12 protein-coding genes and 5 pseudogenes are annotated in these 16,770 nt (G+C 49.5%); 9 read left to right on the plus strand and 8 right to left on the minus strand.

All coding sequences use genetic code 11. The features are described from left to right. Window positions 1-28: 28 nt before the first annotated feature. From DAQ1742_RS08760 to DAQ1742_RS08770, 3 genes are all read left to right on the plus strand, one after another. Complete coding sequence (locus tag DAQ1742_RS08760; protein WP_067487018.1) at window positions 29-1,207, plus strand: BRCT domain-containing protein; 1,179 nt, start codon at window positions 29-31, stop codon at window positions 1,205-1,207. A 98-nt stretch (window positions 1,208-1,305) separates the two neighbouring features. After that, complete coding sequence (locus DAQ1742_RS08765; protein WP_067487015.1) at window positions 1,306-2,190, plus strand: BRCT domain-containing protein; 885 nt, start codon at window positions 1,306-1,308, stop codon at window positions 2,188-2,190. 6 nt (window positions 2,191-2,196) lie between these two features. Further along, window positions 2,197-3,204, plus strand: coding sequence for a phage integrase (locus tag DAQ1742_RS08770; protein ID WP_067487012.1), 1,008 nt, complete (start codon window positions 2,197-2,199; stop codon window positions 3,202-3,204). A gap of 408 nt (window positions 3,205-3,612) precedes the next feature. On the opposite strand, the gene DAQ1742_RS08775 is transcribed toward DAQ1742_RS08770, so the two are convergent. Both DAQ1742_RS08775 and DAQ1742_RS08780 read right to left on the minus strand, forming a co-directional pair. Then, window positions 3,613-3,861 carry an ogr/Delta-like zinc finger family protein gene (locus tag DAQ1742_RS08775; RefSeq protein WP_035342528.1) on the minus strand — a complete coding sequence of 83 codons (249 nt, stop codon included), beginning with the start codon at window positions 3,859-3,861 and terminating at the stop codon, window positions 3,613-3,615. Between the two features lie 37 nt (window positions 3,862-3,898). Beyond that, window positions 3,899-5,038, minus strand: a complete 1,140-nt coding sequence (locus DAQ1742_RS08780; protein ID WP_035342525.1) for a phage late control D family protein — start codon at window positions 5,036-5,038, stop codon at window positions 3,899-3,901. Window positions 5,039-5,191: 153 nt separating this feature from the next. Between DAQ1742_RS08780 and DAQ1742_RS08785 the strand changes: the two genes are divergently transcribed. From DAQ1742_RS08785 to DAQ1742_RS08800, 4 genes and pseudogenes are all read left to right on the plus strand, one after another. Continuing rightward, a complete protein-coding gene (locus tag DAQ1742_RS08785; RefSeq protein ID WP_035342521.1) occupies window positions 5,192-6,370 on the plus strand; it encodes a phage tail sheath subtilisin-like domain-containing protein in 1,179 nt (392 codons plus the stop codon). Then, window positions 6,371-6,904: a phage major tail tube protein gene (locus DAQ1742_RS08790; RefSeq protein ID WP_035342518.1), complete on the plus strand. Its 534-nt coding sequence runs from the start codon at window positions 6,371-6,373 to the stop codon at window positions 6,902-6,904. Then, a pseudogene (locus tag DAQ1742_RS08795) lies at window positions 6,813-7,763 on the plus strand (phage terminase large subunit family protein); the annotation flags it as partial. The gene DAQ1742_RS08790 and the pseudogene DAQ1742_RS08795, both read left to right, overlap by 92 nt. Continuing rightward, window positions 7,763-8,815 carry a phage portal protein gene (locus DAQ1742_RS08800; protein ID WP_035342514.1) on the plus strand — a complete coding sequence of 351 codons (1,053 nt, stop codon included), beginning with the start codon at window positions 7,763-7,765 and terminating at the stop codon, window positions 8,813-8,815. The pseudogene DAQ1742_RS08795 and the gene DAQ1742_RS08800, both read left to right, overlap by 1 nt. Before the next feature lie 453 nt (window positions 8,816-9,268). Here the strand turns inward: DAQ1742_RS08800 and DAQ1742_RS08805 are convergent, their stop codons facing one another. The 4 genes and pseudogenes from DAQ1742_RS08805 to DAQ1742_RS08820 form a co-directional block, all read right to left on the minus strand. Next, window positions 9,269-9,637, minus strand: a complete 369-nt coding sequence (locus DAQ1742_RS08805; RefSeq protein WP_019843868.1) for a helix-turn-helix domain-containing protein — start codon at window positions 9,635-9,637, stop codon at window positions 9,269-9,271. Window positions 9,638-9,710: 73 nt separating this feature from the next. Then, entirely contained in the window at window positions 9,711-9,971 is a 261-nt protein-coding gene (locus tag DAQ1742_RS08810; protein ID WP_035342511.1) for a type II toxin-antitoxin system RelE family toxin, read from the minus strand. A gap of 88 nt (window positions 9,972-10,059) precedes the next feature. Then, a complete protein-coding gene (locus DAQ1742_RS08815) occupies window positions 10,060-12,597 on the minus strand; it encodes a replication endonuclease (protein WP_035342508.1) in 2,538 nt (845 codons plus the stop codon). Beyond that, window positions 12,597-13,258 (minus strand): annotated as a pseudogene (locus DAQ1742_RS08820) (phosphoadenosine phosphosulfate reductase domain-containing protein); the annotation flags it as partial. The pseudogene DAQ1742_RS08820 and the gene DAQ1742_RS08815, both read right to left, overlap by 1 nt. A 74-nt stretch (window positions 13,259-13,332) precedes the next feature. Here DAQ1742_RS08820 and DAQ1742_RS20540 point away from each other — a divergent pair. Both DAQ1742_RS20540 and DAQ1742_RS08840 read left to right on the plus strand, forming a co-directional pair. Then, window positions 13,333-13,972 (plus strand): annotated as a pseudogene (locus DAQ1742_RS20540) (transposase); the annotation flags it as partial. Then, window positions 13,971-14,270, plus strand: a pseudogene (locus tag DAQ1742_RS08840) (integrase core domain-containing protein); the annotation flags it as partial. The pseudogenes DAQ1742_RS20540 and DAQ1742_RS08840, both read left to right, overlap by 2 nt. 60 nt (window positions 14,271-14,330) lie before the next feature. On the opposite strand, the gene DAQ1742_RS08845 reads toward DAQ1742_RS08840, so the two are convergent. Beyond that, complete coding sequence (locus tag DAQ1742_RS08845; protein WP_035342502.1) at window positions 14,331-15,437, minus strand: acyltransferase family protein; 1,107 nt, start codon at window positions 15,435-15,437, stop codon at window positions 14,331-14,333. 385 nt (window positions 15,438-15,822) lie between these two features. Beyond that, window positions 15,823-16,755 (minus strand): annotated as a pseudogene (locus DAQ1742_RS20950) (IS110 family RNA-guided transposase); the annotation flags it as partial. Window positions 16,756-16,770 lie beyond the last annotated feature (15 nt).

Genomic DNA, 16,770 nt, shown 5'->3' on the forward strand with positions numbered 1-16,770 from the left:
CAAATAGCTATTTATAGAAGGGCTTTTTATGACATTTGAAGAATGGATTTCAAAAAACGAGAAAGAAATATTCTTTACTTATATTAATGCTAATAATGAGGCATCTAACAATCACGTTGCCGATGCAGTATATAAAGATAATTATCTTCAAGGGTATTGCATCAACAAGAAAGGTTTTAGAACCTTCAAGCTTGAAAGAATACTGGATGTCTACTCTTCAAATGAAGAAATGGTTTCTGCCGCTGGTCCTTTAACTATCGCAGGTCTCAAGATTGAAAATCGGCGTGCGAAAGATACTCCCCGTGGTTTGGAGATTTGTTTTACTGGTTTTGATAAAGACATAAAGGATGAACTAGAATCACTCGCTGAAAAAAAAGGATTATTAGTCAGAAAAGGTATTACAGCAAAATTATATTTCCTATGTTGTGGCCCTAATGCCGGATGGAAGAAAATAAAACAGGCAAATGAAAAAAACTGTTTCATCCTTTCCAAAGATCAATTTTTTTCATTTGTTGACACAGGCGAGATCCCAATAGAATCGACAGAGGTTTATGAATCTGACGAAAAAGATATAAATGAAAAAATAGAAAATTTGCACAATGAAGTAACTTCAACATTTCGAACTATCAGAGAACCGCGCAGGAGTACCGCGCTTATTGCTCGTTTTGTTGATGGTTATGCTATTGGTTGGCGCTTTGCAATAAGAGAATCTCACCGTAATGCACTAGATATAAAATTAACTAAATTTGTTTTTAATAAGCATCAATATGAGGATTGGACGCAAGGTAGCTCTTTTTCTTTCGGTAGAGGTGATGTCTTTTATAGTGATAAATTGGGTTATAGTGAGTGGAGTGAGTTTTTAAAAATACCTGACGCGGTTGTACTACAAGTCAAATATGAGTGTTTTTCTGGTTATGATCCAGTTGCAACTATTGATGGTTTTTTCTCAGGGGACTTCATTCCAGATAACCAGCTAACGCCTAAAAAACTAACCAATCTACCAATTATGATAAGAAGTGAAAGTTATGACCCTGGGAAAATAACACTGGATATATTTAAGCCTAGTCTTGATAGAAGTAACCTTGACTTGTTTGATACGATAAAAATAACTCAGGACGAACTTATCTCATTACTTCAGTCAGGCTACTACTGGAAGAAGGATGAAGGACAAAAACCAGTGCGTATAAATTTATTTGGTGATAATTAGAAATATTTGTCAATATTGTTTTTAGTAAATGATTTCCCGGTTGGAAATGTAGTTATAAGTTGACTTTGAAATTATAATTAATACCAAAGGAAAACCTCATGGCAGATGAAAAACTAGATGTTTTTAACTATAAAAGGAATAAAGATAAATTACTTATTAACCTTATCAATATCATTGAGGGCATAAACTGTGATGGTCATATAGATGAGAAAGAAGTTTTGTTTCTTGATACATGGATAAAAGATGCTGATTTAATCAGCAAAAACTATTGTGTGCGGATGATTTCAAATAGACTTTCCGATATATTGTCTGATGGCGTTATTGAGCCGTATGAATTGAATTATTTGAAAGCTGATTTGATCAAGGTGCAAAAAGAGCTGTCTGATTTACCTGAGCTTGATTTGTACTCCGATGAAGCGGACAAGCATTTATTGGAAGGCCTATGTAAAGGAATGATGGCTAATCATGAACTTAATGATTCAGAAATAAGATACTTAAATTGGTGGCTATCATCTAATGCTGCTCTCAAAGTTAATTACCCTGGAAAAGAGTTATACGCATTGGTTAACCGGATTCTTGCGGATGGGATCATTACATCAGAAGAACGTGATGAATTGAAAAAAGCGTTAATCGCTTTTACCGGAAGTGATGTTGATTCCGGTGTAGTGGATGGGCTGGCAACTCGCTTACCGGTGGATGATATAGAGAGCTTAGTTCTTTCCAATGCAACAGTTTGTCTGACAGGTGAATTCCTTTATGGAAAAAGATCAGTGTGTAAAAAACTGATTGAGGATGCAGGCGGGAAGGTGATTGATAATATAACATCAAAACTTGATTTTCTTATTATTGGTACATTGAGTTGTAAACATTGGAGATATCAGGCTCACGGTCGGAAAATAGAAAAAGCAATAGACTACCGGGATAATCGTGGCATTCCACTGAAAATAATCAGTGAAGAACAGTGGCAGAGCTTTACTGGATAATATTACATGGCTGTAAGCAAACTTCCATCCGGCAAATGGCTTTGCCAATGCTTCCCCTATGGGCGCGATGGTCAGCGCGTTCGTAAACAATTTGCCACCAGAGGTGAGGCACTCGCGTATGAGCGCCGCCTGATGGCGGAGAAAAAAGGGATATCGACCGAAACCAACAGTACAACGCTGCAAGACCTGATCCAGCGCTGGTATGACATGCATGGCCAGACGCTGGAGTCAGGTGAAGACCGCTACGCTAAACTGATGGCGATCTGTGATCGGTTGGGTAATCCCTTTGCGGTAGACGTTGATAAAAATATGTTCGCTGTTTACCGCGAACGCCGGTTAAAAGGTGAATGGAACCCAAAAGGGAAGACGGCCATCAAAGAGGCCACAGTGAACCGCGAATACTCCTACCTGCGGGCAGTGTTCTCTGAGCTAAAGCGCATGGGGGAGTGGGAAAAAGAAAACCCGCTGGATGGCATACGCCAGTTTAAGGAAGGCGATCAGGAACTGGCTTTTTTGTACCCGGATGAAATTAAGCGCCTGCTTGCTGCCTGTGATGAATCAGAGAATAAAGATCTCGGTATCATCGTTCGCTTGTGCCTGGCTACAGGGGCGCGTTGGGGCGAGGCCCAGACCCTGAAACAATCGCAAATCCTTCCCGGCAGGATCACATTCGTTAAAACCAAAGGGAAGAAAAACCGAACCATTCCTATTTCTGAAAGAATGCACGCCTTGTTGCCCAAGCGGCGCGGCCAACTCTTCAAACCAGCGTATGAGGCATTTAAGCACGCCTTAAAGAAAGCGCACATTGAATTACCAGAAGGACAGTTGACCCACGTTCTCAGGCACAGCTTTGCCAGCCACTTCATGATGCGCGGCGGCAATATTCTGGTGTTGCAGCAGATATTGGGCCATAGCTCTATCACTATGACCATGCGGTATGCGCATTTCGCGCCGGATCATCTGGATGCGGCGGTAACTCTCAACCCGTTTGATTCTTTAACCACAGATGAATAATCATGGGGCGCTGCCACGTTAAATCGATGGCAGCAGATTTCCGTATTAGCTCGCATTAACCTGAATTGAATACTGCTAACGTATTGAATTAACGTAACTCTATGATATAAAAAGCAGGCATTAACTTTTTAAAATCCCTCGGCGTACGCGCTGTGCGGGTTCAAGTCCCGCTCTGGGCACCATGCAATAAATGATTGATAAAAATAGAAATAAATAAAAACTCTTCACCGCCTCAAGGCGGTTTTTTTATGCCTGTAATTTGGCTAGTGACAGCAAAATGGCGGCAGAGTGGCAGCACCCGTTTTTCAGGTACAAAAAGGCGGCCTTCAATCAGCCGCCATTGTTAACCGTGGTTGAATAATCGATACCCAAACCGAAGCCCCGCACTCATCCTGCGGGGCTTTTGTTTTACAACGCCAGATTCAACTGATCCCGTCCGTAATGCGATGCCGGAAAGGCGTCTTGCGGGATAAAGTCAGGCGGTAGCGGGTCTTCCCGTGTGCGCTTTGATACGCGCCGTTCTACCGTGTTGAGGGTGGTAAATGTCTCGCTGCATTCCAGGTTCTGACACTGGTGGTACTGCCGGATGGTGATATCGCTCAGGCGGCGACTGGTACGGGTGCGGGCCGTAGCCCCGCAGAAAGGACATCTGAACATAATGGTCTCCCCTGTGGGAGTTGAACTCGCCGCCATTTTATTCACTTTCTGCTATCCAGTCAGGGATTTTTGCTTCCAGCTCCAGACGGGTGGTAAAGCCATTGCCATCAATAACGTGCTCCGCGCGGGCGATAATCCAGTCCTGATTGTCGATAGGGGGTTTAAAGCCGCTTACCGTCAGGTGCATTTCGGGATACAGCTCGGCACGTCCGCGCGCCAGGGTTATCGAAAATTCAGCCGCTCCACGTTGTAACTGCCGCCATTTAGCCGCCGCCGCCCGTTTGGCCGCCTCTTCATTGGGATAGGTTTTGCGCATCACAAATACATTACCGTCTGTGCCTGTGATGTAATCGCCTTCACGATTGCTGCTCTTCTCCTTTTTCGGTTTGGGTTTTGTCCGGCGGCGCTTCACGCTGACCTTTTTCTTCTTACCGAATTGCAGATCCATCCAGTAGGCGCGCACGCCGGTGTTGGCATCCCGATCGGCAATACGGAAACGGTGTTTATCACCGCTGTCTCGTGTGAGGCTGGCCGATGGCAGCGCCTTGCCGGATGCCGTCACACCACCACCGGGCAGGATAAACAGCAGCGTGCCGTTTTTGATGGTGGCAATCGCCCCCAGTTGCCCGGCCATCCGGGTCAGGAATGACATATCGCTCTCTTCGGTCTGGTCGGCGTGGCCGATGTCGATATTCATCAGCATGTCACTGATTTGCGCCTTCATGCCGTAGCGGTGTGCAATCGCCGACACGACACGCTCTACCGTCACGTCATGCCATGAAACCTCTCGCTTCACGTTGAACTCTTCACGGAAATCCGCACTTCTGGCCGTCACGCCCAGCACGTCGGGCGGGCCTTCGTGGGAAATTTCATCCACGGTATACAGCCCTTTGTACGTCAGCGCTTCACCCTGCCAGCCAATGGACAGCGCAATCTGTGCGCCACGCGGCGGCAGCTCCAGGCGTCCGTCGCTGTCGTCTATCGACAGTGTGAGCTGGTCAGCCTCAAAGCCACGGTTGTCGGTCAGCGACAGCGAGATTAGCCGGTCGCCCAACTCCTTCAGCGCTTTCCCGCCCAGCGTAATGCTGAAGGCCGGAATTTTTACCGCCCCGGTCAGTGCGTCGTTGTAGCGCTTCGCGGCATCGGTAACGGAGTCAGTGAGTGTTTTGATATCCATTTTCATCCCCTGTTTTTGCCGCATGATTTCACGCGTGCGCGTAGGGAAAAATGGCTTTTTGTTGTCGCCGGACGGCCAGACCCACCAGCGCGTGAGTGCGCGGCGGATATCGGGGATTATCGCCCTGAACTCAATAACGTAATGGTGGTGAACATGTCAGAGACACGTTTCCACGGTGCGCGTGTTCGTGAAAATACCGACCTGGTGGCCGCAATCAATGACATTGATTCCAGTGTGATTGGCGTGGTGGCCGTGGCGGAAGACGCGGATGCAGGCACCTTTCCCCTGAATACCCCGGTGCTCATCACACGGGTAAATAGCCTGCTGGGCAAGGCGGGTAAAACCGGCTCGCTCTACAAGACGCTGAAGGCAATTGCTGACCAGGCCAGCACGAAGGTGATTGTGGTACGGGTGGCGGCAGCAACCGAAGGCGGCGACAAAACCCAGTCTCAGCTGATTATCGGCGGGACGGCAGCTGACGGCAGTTATACCGGCATGTATGCCTTGCTGACGGCAGAAGCAAAACTTAATTACCGGCCCCGGATTTTGGCAGTACCGGACTATGACACCGCCGAAGTGACGTCAGCGCTGTGCGTGATTGCGCAAAACCTGTGCGCGTTTGTCTATGCCGGGTGTCACGGTTGCACCACGATGGCCGAGGCCATCACCTACCGTGCGCAGTTTGCGTATCGGGAGCTGATGCTGATCTGGCCGGATTTTATCGCCTATAACCCGCTGACCGGCAGCAATGAAACCTTTCCGGCAGCGGCCTATGCCTGCGGCCTGCGCGCAGCGATTGATAACGATCAGGGCTGGCATAAGTCGCTGTCGAACGTGGCCGTGAATAATGTATTAGGCATCTCGCGGGATGTGTTCTGGTCGCTTCAGGCCGAAGACAGCGACGCGAATGAACTCAACAATCAGGAGATCACCACGCTGATTAAGCGCAATGGGTTCCGCTTCTGGGGCAACCGTACCGCAGACACCCATGATTACCTGTTTGAGGTGTACACCCGTACCGCACAAATCCTCGCTGACAGTATCGCAGAAGCGCAGTTTGAGGTTGTTGACGAGCCACTGACCCCGGCCAATGTCAAAGACGTGGTGAACGGCATCAACGGCAAGCTGAGTGCTCTGGTTACGTCGGGCAGGCTTATCGGCGGGGAATGCTGGTTCGATATTCAGGACAACCCCACCACCGGCCTGCGACAGGGGCAAGTGCGCGTGCGTTACAAGTACACACCGGTGCCGCCGCTGGAAGACCTGACGTTATACCAGACGTTCACCGATGATTATTTTGACTCCGCGTTCTCATCGCTGGGAGGGGTGTAAATGGCTGTACCGCATAAATTGCGCCTGTTCACCTGTTTTGTGAACGGCAACAACCAGATAGGCAAGGTTACAGCAGTGACCTTGCCAAAATTAACCCGCAAGACAGAGGATTTTCAGGGTGCGGGCATGATGGGCTCGGTGGCGGTCGATCTCGGTATGGACTCCGGTGCGCTGGAAGCCCAGATGGTGGTGGGCGGCATGGAGAAAAAACTGTTGCAGGAATACGGCGGCGATATTGATGAAATTCGCCTGCGCTTTGCCGGGGAATACTACACCGACGGCGACAGCCAGCTGGTTGAAGTCGAGATGCGCGGCCGTATTACCGAGATTGATGGCGGCGAATCCAAGCAAGGTGAAGACACGTCAGTCACCTATGCGTTGAAAAATACCTACTACAAGCTGTCGATTGACGATCAATCGGTGCTTGAAATTGACCTGCTGAATTTCATCTACAAGAAAAACGGCAAAAACATCTACCCGGATCGCATCTCGTCGGCAGGCGTACCCGTTCTGGACGGGCGCACGCTGGAATGAGAAGCGCAGCAAGGCGAAAAAAGTTGAGTTTGATGTGTCCTGGAAAGCGCTCAATAGCGGTTTGCTATGCCCGGATAAAACCTGGCGTCAGATTGTGACGTTACAGGATGTTATCGATCACGGCTGGGAATACACCGACCTGGAGGAAATTCAGGATGAAAACAGCGGAGATGATTTTCTCAACCTGTATATGTGTGAGTTCGTCCGGGATGGCGAATCCGCGTTTAATCTTAACGCCCTGATCGGCTGCGGTACCGACGGTTACGACGAGTGGCCGGACTGGAAGCCGTTCGCATCACGCCCGATGGCCGATCGCGGTGTCTGGATTGGTTATGACGCCAACGGCAGCAGCGGTAACGGCGACAGCGGGGCCATCTCGGTGGTGGTACCCCCCCTGGTGGCAGGCGGCAAGTTCCGCACTATCGAAACCCAGCAGATACGCGGCCTGGAGTTCGAAGAGCAGGCGAAGGTTATCGAGGCTCTGACCTTCAAATACAACGTGCAGCACATCGCTATCGATGGCACCGGTATCGGTGAAGCAGTCTACCAGATTGTGAAGAAATTCTTCCCGGCGGCAGTGTGCTTCCTGATGTCGGTGTCATCCAAACGCGCCTTAGTGCTGAAAATGCTTCAGGTCATTCGTGCCGGTCGCTGGGAGTACGACCACAGCGAACGCGCACTGATTAATGCGTTTAACGCCGTGCGGCGCGTCAAGACACCGGGTGGCATCATGACTTACGACACCGACCGCGCACGCGGCTCTAATCATGGCGATCTGGCCTGGGCAACCATGCTGGCCGTCATCAATGAACCACTTGGCCAGGAGCAGGGCGGTGGTGGCTTTGCGATGGAGTTCTGATGAAAAGAAAAAACAAATCCGGCACACATCAGGCGGCTAACGCCAGTCAGCCGGATATGGCCTCGGCCCTGAAAAGCGATCCGGGGCTGAGTGCGTTTACCTTTGACGGCCCCTATCCGGTCATGGACGGCCATGACCTGCTGGATAACATGTATTGCGCCGACAATGGCCGTTATTACGATACCCCGGTGGACTGGTATGGGCTGGCTCGCGCATTTGGCAGCGCGTCATGGCACCAGTCGGCGCTGTACTTCAAACGCAATGCGCTGACCGGGTGCTTTATCCCGCACCCGTTATTGTCGCGTCAGGCGTTCTCTGCCTTCGTGCTCGACTGGTTTGTTTTCGGCAACGGTTATCTTGAACGACGGGTCAACCGATTGGGCGGCGTGCTTGCCCTGCGCCACGTTCCGGCCAAGTACACCCGGCGCGGCAGCGACCTGAATACCTATTGGTTTATCCGCCAGTGGAAAGATGAATACACGTTTGATACCGACAGCGTGTGCCACGTCATCAACCCGGATATTCATCAGGAGATCTACGGTATGCCGGAGTACATGGGCGCGCTGCTGTCGGCCAGCCTGTCACACTCCGCCGATATGTTCCGCAAACTCTACTATGACAACGGTTCGCACGCCGGGTGCATTATCTACATCGGTGCATCCCAGGTGGATAACGAGAGTATGGAGAGCGTGAAGAAAACGCTCAAGGAAGCACGCGGCAAAGGCGCGTTTAAAAACCTGCTGTTACATGCGCCGGGCGGCGGTGAAAAAGGGGTGCAGATTATTCCCTTCAGCCAGATATCCGCCAAGGACGAATTCCTGAATATCAAATCGGTGACGCGTGACGACATCCTCGCGGCGCACCGTGTACCGCCGCAACTGATGGGGGCCATGCCGGAAGGCAACGGTTCTTTTGGCGATGTGGAGAAGGCCGCGCGGGTGTTCGCCATCAACGAATTAATGCCGGTAATGGAAGCGCTGAAGCATGTGAATGACTGGCTTGGTATGGAGGTGATCCGCTTCAACCCTTACGCCCTGCTGAAAGCCGAGTGATACCCCGCCGCTGCCGCCGTACTCACGCGGCGGTTTTTATTCAAAAACTTTCACGTCACCCACGCGTAATCTCTTTTCAGATCAACGGCTAACGCCACCATTTCCCACCCACATAAAACCGCATCAGCGCCACGCCATCGGGCGCTCACACCGGATGCCGCGCCGCGTCTCCCGAAGGGAAATACGCACGCAGCAGGCCGGGAAATAGGCCGGATTTGGCACATCGACGGGGAGCCCTGCCTACCCCCCATCGCGGGGGCTGTTCCCCCGTCACCTGCGCGCTGCTCTCGCTTCATTTTTTGTGCAAGTGCAGAAACCGGCCCGGCGCGCGTGCGTACCGGGCGGAAAGCGGAAAAATAGCATCAAAAAAGTTGTGCAAAATTGTGCGGGTTTGTGCGGCGCATTTGTGGCAAAAAAAACCTGCCGAAGCAGGTTTCAGAGAAGGTTATAAATTTACAAAATCATCTGTTCAGGACGACATCCATACAGTTCAGCCAGTTTTTGGCGGGTTTTCTTCTGTGGTCGAGAATCTTTCGCCTCCCACTGAGACACCGCTGATTGCGTCGTCCCCAGCCGTTCCGCGACATCGTACTGAGATAGTCCACGGTAAACACGCCATGCGGCCAACAGGCTGATATCGTCACGAAACATAATGTTGACCACCTCATTTGGCACGGTTTCATCATCATGCTCGTCGGCGGCATAGGGAATGGATTCATACCCGCTATCATCATTGGAGAGCAGGCTTTCGTACACATCTATCGGCAACACAACGAATTGCGGATTGCCGTTTACATCGTTGATATATTGTAGTTTTGACATATTTTTATCCGGGTATCTATGAGTCGCGGCCTTCGTTATGTCATTGAGGAAACGGGCGGGTTTCCCCGCCTGATTAGTAGGTTGTTGACGTTCTGCGTTTAACCTCTTTGATTTCGCAGATCACCGGTTCGCCTTTGGTAATTTGGAAAATGATCCGATAGTCGCCAACCCTCAGCCTGAACGCACCTTCTTTCCCCTTCAATGGGACAATATCCAGCCTGACAGCAGGGAAATTTTCCAGCTCAGTCACCTTTTCACTTATGGCGGTCTGATACCGTTTGTCGATAGTCAGACGTTGTTTCAGTGCTTTCTTTGACCAGATCACCCTTACCATCTGTTTCCTCAGTTTTTAAAGAGCATATCCGCTAGGGATAAGATAATAATAAGACATTTAGACGAGAAAAACAACACTAACTTATTATCTAATCTTTTCTCTGGCTCAACTCACGCAGCGCCGCTACTCGCTGCATCAAACCAGCCTTATCAACCTGCTGCTTCTCTGCTTCACGATACAGTTCCCCGTTTCTTCTGGCGTAATAACGATGTCCACAAAAATCAATCGGATGACCCGCTGCTAGCCTGCTTGCCTCTCCTATGCTGACATCCCAGCCGATTGAGCGGGCGAAATCGGCAATACTAGCGCGCCACTCGTCCGGCAGTTTTCCAACCGCCTGTTTTTCAGCCGATTTGTTCCGTTGAGTAGTGGACGAGTGTTGATTATTCCGCCGATCCGGCGGTTGAGTTCGCAACCTGGACAGCAGCGCCCGGCGTTCCGGGGCGGTCATGCGCTCAAAGTCGGTGAAGGTTTGAGCGGATGTATCGTCAATTTCTCCATCTGGCGGTTCACAGCTCCCATAGTCATCCCCGTCTATATCTGCCGGAATGGCTGTTTTTTCATCGCCCGTAGAGTTATTGACAGAACTCCAAGCGTCGCCGGTCGGCGACGTAACGGCTAAACCACTCCTGGTGCTAATGCTGGCACCATCGTCAATGGCCTGTTTTTTGCGGATTTTCCACTTGATTAACCGGGTGCAGATACGTGAGATAGCCCCCAGACGTGGGGAGAACACACCGAAGATTTTTTCCGGTGTCTCGCCGTAGGTGTTTTGTTCGTCAGCGTCTTCATAGGCAATGCGCACGGTGTAGCGCTCGCGTGGGATCAGCACGCCGCCTTGCTTTTCGATGTACGTGGCAAAACAACCGGCGTCAGCCGATGCCAATACAGCATCCATTGCCGGGTCAGCAAGCTGTGCGGCCCCGCGTTTGAACGTGCCGTTTTCTTTCTGGGCTGCGGTAAGTTGGTTTGCCAGGCGACGCAGTTCACGCCATACCGTGACTGGCGGCAGGCCGAACGGCTGAAACTGTCGGATGTTATGCTGTGACGCCCAGGCCATCGCAAACTTTGCCGTTTCACGTAACGGCTTACCGGTTTCGTTATCCAGCTCGCCATCCAGCGCGTAACCGTCGATATTTTTACTGATGTACTTCGCCACGTAAGCCGTCGCGCTGCCTTTTCTTGGATCGAGCTTTTTAGCCTTGAATCGTGCGCCGGTGTTGCGCCCCAGCTCCGCACGGTCTTCAGCAATAAAATATTCACGCAAGATATCGGTGATGGCCTTTCTGTCGGCAGGTGGCATAAACAGCAACACATGCCAGTGCGGGGTAGCGTCGTGGTGCGGCTCGGCAACACGGAAACCATAGGGACGCAGGCCTCGGCGATTTAGTTTTGACATCGCTTTAGCCCAGGTACGACATAAGTAGCGCTGCCCTTGGCGGGGAGAGGCATGATCCCACTTAGGGTTTTGGTGACCGTTCTGGATGTTAGCGTGATAACGCGACGGGCAGGTGATAGTGAGGAAAACACCCTCATCACCCCGCGCGATTGCCACCATTTCAACACCGGCCATGCGGGTCATCAGCTCATGACGGCGGATAGCCGGATTACTGATACTGCCGTACACCATGTTTTCCAGTGATGCGATGTTGCCATCTTCATCAACCAGTTCATGTGTCTGGAAAAAAGCGCGATTCTTGCGGCGCTGCTCTTGCCACTGGTTGAGAGCATCAAGGCTGACATACGGCATTCGTTTTTTGTGGATCACACCGATGGCGCGAAACTGATTTTCCCGCCATTCACAACGCAGTCGCCACAACTTCCGCTCCCACCATTCAGGTGAGGTGATGCGCAAAATGGCGGAATAGATGCGGTGCCGGGCTTGTTCATCACCGATAACCAACCCCCAGCACGGCGGCGTCACACGTAATGCCAGCAGTTCGCGCCCAAGATGGCGATATAGCCACTGAATTTCATCGTAGGTCATATCTTCCGGCGATGTGTGGCCGCACTCGGTTTCAAACATTTCGACGATGGCGGCCGCAAGGGTATGCGCGGCATTGATCACCTCATGCTTGGTAAACCCGGCCAGATGTGACCAACGCGGCCCCCAATAGACCGCCAGTTCCGATGCAAAACCATCACGCACACCTTGCTGTGCGCGCACGGCATCCAAACGCAACAGCGCTTTTTTCACGGTTCCCATAAAAAAAGCGCTGATGTGTCGCGGCTCGCGGTTCGCTCGTAGCCATTCGATTTTTTGGCGGTAAACGTCGCGGATAAAAGGCGGCTGCTCGTGTAAGCGTGCGGCCACGCCTTCCGGCGTTTTCATCCAGCCGCTAATCGTTTCCTGATGGCCCTGACGCTCTATTTCCGCCAGACCACGACGGATACGCAACTGGGTGCCGTTCGGCTCCCGCTGTTCCAATTGCACCACGGCCTGACTAAGATTCCGGTCATCACCTGTGGCCAAAGCGCGTTTAACCATCCGGCTCAGATGCCGCGTGACGGCGGGATGCGGTTCCGCATCGGTAACGAATAGAGAGGGGCGGATAGCAGTCACGCCCGACGGTGCGGAGATCGCCGGGCGTGGAGCGTTCCAGTGATAGACCCACTGTTCAGGCATCACTCACAAACCCCGGCGTAAACACTGCTGCAAACCGACTGGTCGTTTAACCCCGCAAATAGATCGAAATGCCGCCCCCCCTAGTCGTCATAGCCCAATCGCGATAGGTTTTGATGCCGTGTGACTCGACGGTAATACTCTCTATGCGGCGCTCCGCCTTGTGCGAGTCCTGCGTAGCAGGGAAGAACATGGAGTTCCCGCGACGTGAACACGCAGCGACAATCCGCTCCCATTCAGCGATACGTTCAATTTCCTCCGGCCAACGCGTAAATATCGCCGCCAGCTCGGCTTTGTTGGCGTGGATGCATGGCATACAGCCAACCCGGCTACAATCCTGCTGATAAAGCGGATTCGGTTTGATGCCGTGCCGCTTGGCGATGGCGAATACATCCGCATGTAACCAGCGCAAAATCGGCCGATAGACATGCAGACCCGGCGTGTTGTCCGCATCCTCCTCCCACTCCGGCAGCTTTGCTCGGGCCGGTGACTCTTCGGCCCTGACGCCCTGCCATGAAATTACCTCGTCGTATTCTGCCAGCGCTGTAATAACAACCTGATCACGTACCGGAGCGTGCTTCAGTTCAAAGGTACAAAAGCGGGCTTTAGTGGATGGAAATCTTCCCTTCCACATGCACAGGTCAAGGAACGGGATACCGGTGGGTGTAGTAGCCCCCGTTTAAACCGGACACTTCACCAGTAAGACATAGTCATTGAGCTATGTTTAAGGAGTGTCCTGTGCAAAGAATCGAAGTGATCACTGGCGAGCAAAAGCGTCGTCGTTATACTCCCGAAGAGAAAGCCCGTTTTGTTGCGCTCGCCATGCAGCCCGGCTACACCGTCTCACTCGTTGCCCGGCAATATGGCATTACACCCAGTCTTCTTTTTAAGTTAAGTGGAAACGGCTCATGAACGATGGTGGGAAGTCTGCAATCGCCGCAGGCGACGAGGTGGTCAGCGTCTCAGAGGTCAACGCTCTTGAGAAAAAAGTCAAACAGCTTGAACAAATGCTGGGACGCAAAACGATGGAGGCCGAAATCCTTCGGGACGCGCTTGAGATAGCCCAGGCAAAAAAGTTGATATCGCGCATGCCATTGCTGCCACCGGACGATACCCCCTCATCCGAATAGCCGAAGTGCTCTGCGTATCGCGTTCGAATCTTTATGAACGGCTGCTGAAGAAACGCCAGCCCAGGTCAGCACGCTACAGCAAAGATGATGACGCCCGACTGTTACCGCTTATCCGCCAGATATGCAGCGAGCGGGCGACAAACGGCTATCGTCGTGTGACGGCGCACCTCAATCGTGTGCTGAAGGAACAGAACTGGCGGGTTAACCCCAAACGTATTTACCGGATCATGCAGGCGAATAACCTGTTACCAGCTTTATCTGGCGATAAATGACATCGACCACACGAAAACCAAAGCGATGTCGCCGCAAACCAACGGTATCTGCGAGCGGTTCCATAAAACGATACTGAACGAGTTTTATCAGGTGACGTTCCGTAAAAAGTTATATGGCGATCTCGACACATTACAAGCGGACCTTGATGAATGGCTGACTCACTATAATAATGAGCGAACCCATCAGGGAAAAATGTGCTGTGGGCGGACGCCAATGGAAACATTACTTGATGGAAAACGCATCTGGGCTGATAAAAATTTAAGCCAGATGTAATCTGACAGACACCTGTATAAATAACCGGTAACTGTCAGATCAGGTCTGAGCTAATACATATTATGACTGTATGTTCTTTTTAAATTCGGTATTCGAACTCACTTTTAAAAGAATATTTAAACTGTTTTTAATGAATGCTGCACATACTGTTGGAACGAAGCAACCAATTAATATGTAGATAGGCCACAAATACTCATATGAAAGAGGCAGTGTTTCAATTACTGATGGTTCTTCTACACCTATAGCCTTACTATATAGAACATCAAAAATTTTAAAGCATAAGAAATGAAAAGCCATAATTTCAAACGAATATTTCCCCATCATTGAAAAAATATTCGCAATCACACCCAGCTTTTCTTTTATTAATTTAGCCAAGTACATACATTGATATATACCGATAACAGACAAAACATAAAAACTATAAAAAATCACATCTTGACTACCTAAGGAAACAAACCATCCCATTTTATAGGTTAAAAATATGGTTAATGGAAACAGCAGTGCAGCAATATACCATTTCAGATACTTGTAATAATTATCAACATAAAGCTTAACAAAATAAGCCATAATAAACAATGGGATCACAAACAGAGCGACATCCAACCGCATCGGTAGTATGAATTTTATAACCATTCTTTCATAACCTAATGCGCAACAAACCAATCCTAAAATTATAATGACAAGGTTTTTTGCCAAATGGCTCTGAGTTCTATTTTTAATCACATTACCGAAATAAATTATTCCACCAAAGATAGATGAGGAGAAAACCAAAGGTAAAACAAACCATGTAGCGCCATACAAAAGCTCAGAATTAGTTAACGCTGCGCTATTTAGAATATAATTTCTGAAATTATAGAAAGTCCAATACACTTGCGATGCGTTGTATATGTGAACATCTATAAAAAAGTTATGAAAAGCACCTATTAATGCAGAGTAAAATAGATATTTTGGATAATTGCTTTTTATTCTGCTGGCTAAGTTCAAAAATGGATTTTGACCATAACGTTCTTCATTATATAAAAAACCCGAAACAAAGAAAAACAAAGCTAAATGATATGAATACACATATTTTGATGCAAAATACCACGAATGGCCTATTATTATTGATAGAATCCCAATCCCTTTAAGGATGTCAATATAATTAGTGTTATTCCATTCTTTATACATATATGTTCCCACGAATTAGTAGATAGTATCGAATACATCACCAATAATATTTTATTTTTATTGGCTTTTTCAATATAACATGTTAATTATTTTTTTTCAATGAGATAAATTCACTTATAAAAAAATCCCATTAATTCATCTTTGGCATAATCGGTACAAATCTAAATAGCTATATGGACACCGACCCAGTGCAAGCACGGGCAGATCTTTTTCTGACAACGTAGTCACACACATATATCCGGCTTCGTGAGCCCTGATGAACATCCGTACTCTCTGGCCTCATTATCGCAATGACCTGCTATGGCCCAGCTATTTGTCAGATTTACAGAGAGTCGGTTCTCCCTGTCAGTACATCAACACTTTTGACTTCTTATAAATCATACTGTTACTTGGCAACATAATCCGTTCTCTGGTTCACCAGAGCCCAGGCCACTCTGGCATTCTTGTTCGCCAGCGCCACTACGGCTTCATTCACTCCGCTCCGAACAATAATACCCCTCAGCCACCTCTGGATTGCACTACACCGTTCATCTGAGAGATTCACCGTACGATAAACAACGGAGCGGGCACCATGAATAAGCAAGCCGCGCAGATAACTATCACCACGTTTGGTTATTCCCAGAAGTCTGGTTTTACCGCCGCTGTTGTGCTAACCGGGCACTAATCCCAGATAACTGGCAAGATGTCGACCATTAATAAAATCCCTACTGTCACCCAGATCTATCGTCAGTGCAGATGCGCCCAGTGGCCCGATACCCGGAATATTCTCCAACAGGAGTGTATCCTCGTTTTGTGCACTTATCTGCTTCAGGCGTACATCCAGAGTTTTAATTCGTTGCTGGCAGTCCTGAAGCTCCAGCAACATCTCCTGGAAGCGTTCCCGACTGAGCGTAGTGAGTTCATTTTCCGCATCGTCCAGATAGTCGGGTAGGCAGGCCATGACTTTATAGGCAGCTTTCGGTATAGCGATACCGTATTCCAGACTCAGCCCCCTGATCTGATTAATCAGCACCGTTCTGTTTTTCACCAGCCGCTGACGAACCCGGTGCAGACACTGAATATCCTGCTGCTCAATGCTTTTTCCCGGTACGTAGTGCATACCCAGACAACTGTCAGCCTCAACGATAGCGGTAGCGTCATTTTTGTCGTTTTTATTTCCCATTCGAAAGGGCGATACGTATTATGGGCTGATTTATCTGACATCATGCCCGAATGTTTTAAACTGACGGGATCAGTAATTTGCGCTACCACATGCTTCCATCACAATTCTGGACGAGGGTTACTGAGCAATAAAAGCCATCAGCTTTTCGCGGGTGATCTGTAGTGGGTCAGC

Source organism: Dickeya aquatica (assembly GCF_900095885.1).
GTDB lineage: Bacteria > Pseudomonadota > Gammaproteobacteria > Enterobacterales > Enterobacteriaceae > Dickeya > Dickeya aquatica.

Excerpts from the sequence above, each read along its gene's own strand:
- DAQ1742_RS08765 (WP_067487015.1), top strand. The coding sequence starts at position 1,306 with ATGGCAGATGAAAAACTAGATGTTTTTAACTATAAAAGGAATAAAGAT.
- DAQ1742_RS08845 (WP_035342502.1), bottom strand. The coding sequence starts at position 15,437 with ATGTATAAAGAATGGAATAACACTAATTATATTGACATCCTTAAAGGG.
- DAQ1742_RS08770 (WP_067487012.1), top strand. The coding sequence starts at position 2,197 with ATGGCTGTAAGCAAACTTCCATCCGGCAAATGGCTTTGCCAATGCTTC.
- DAQ1742_RS08805 (WP_019843868.1), bottom strand. The coding sequence starts at position 9,637 with ATGTCAAAACTACAATATATCAACGATGTAAACGGCAATCCGCAATTC.
- DAQ1742_RS08790 (WP_035342518.1), top strand. The coding sequence starts at position 6,371 with ATGGCTGTACCGCATAAATTGCGCCTGTTCACCTGTTTTGTGAACGGC.
- DAQ1742_RS08775 (WP_035342528.1), bottom strand. The coding sequence starts at position 3,861 with ATGTTCAGATGTCCTTTCTGCGGGGCTACGGCCCGCACCCGTACCAGT.
- DAQ1742_RS08760 (WP_067487018.1), top strand. The coding sequence starts at position 29 with ATGACATTTGAAGAATGGATTTCAAAAAACGAGAAAGAAATATTCTTT.
- DAQ1742_RS08815 (WP_035342508.1), bottom strand. The coding sequence starts at position 12,597 with ATGCCTGAACAGTGGGTCTATCACTGGAACGCTCCACGCCCGGCGATC.
- DAQ1742_RS08810 (WP_035342511.1), bottom strand. The coding sequence starts at position 9,971 with ATGGTAAGGGTGATCTGGTCAAAGAAAGCACTGAAACAACGTCTGACT.
- DAQ1742_RS08800 (WP_035342514.1), top strand. The coding sequence starts at position 7,763 with ATGAAAAGAAAAAACAAATCCGGCACACATCAGGCGGCTAACGCCAGT.
- DAQ1742_RS08785 (WP_035342521.1), top strand. The coding sequence starts at position 5,192 with ATGTCAGAGACACGTTTCCACGGTGCGCGTGTTCGTGAAAATACCGAC.
- DAQ1742_RS08780 (WP_035342525.1), bottom strand. The coding sequence starts at position 5,038 with ATGGATATCAAAACACTCACTGACTCCGTTACCGATGCCGCGAAGCGC.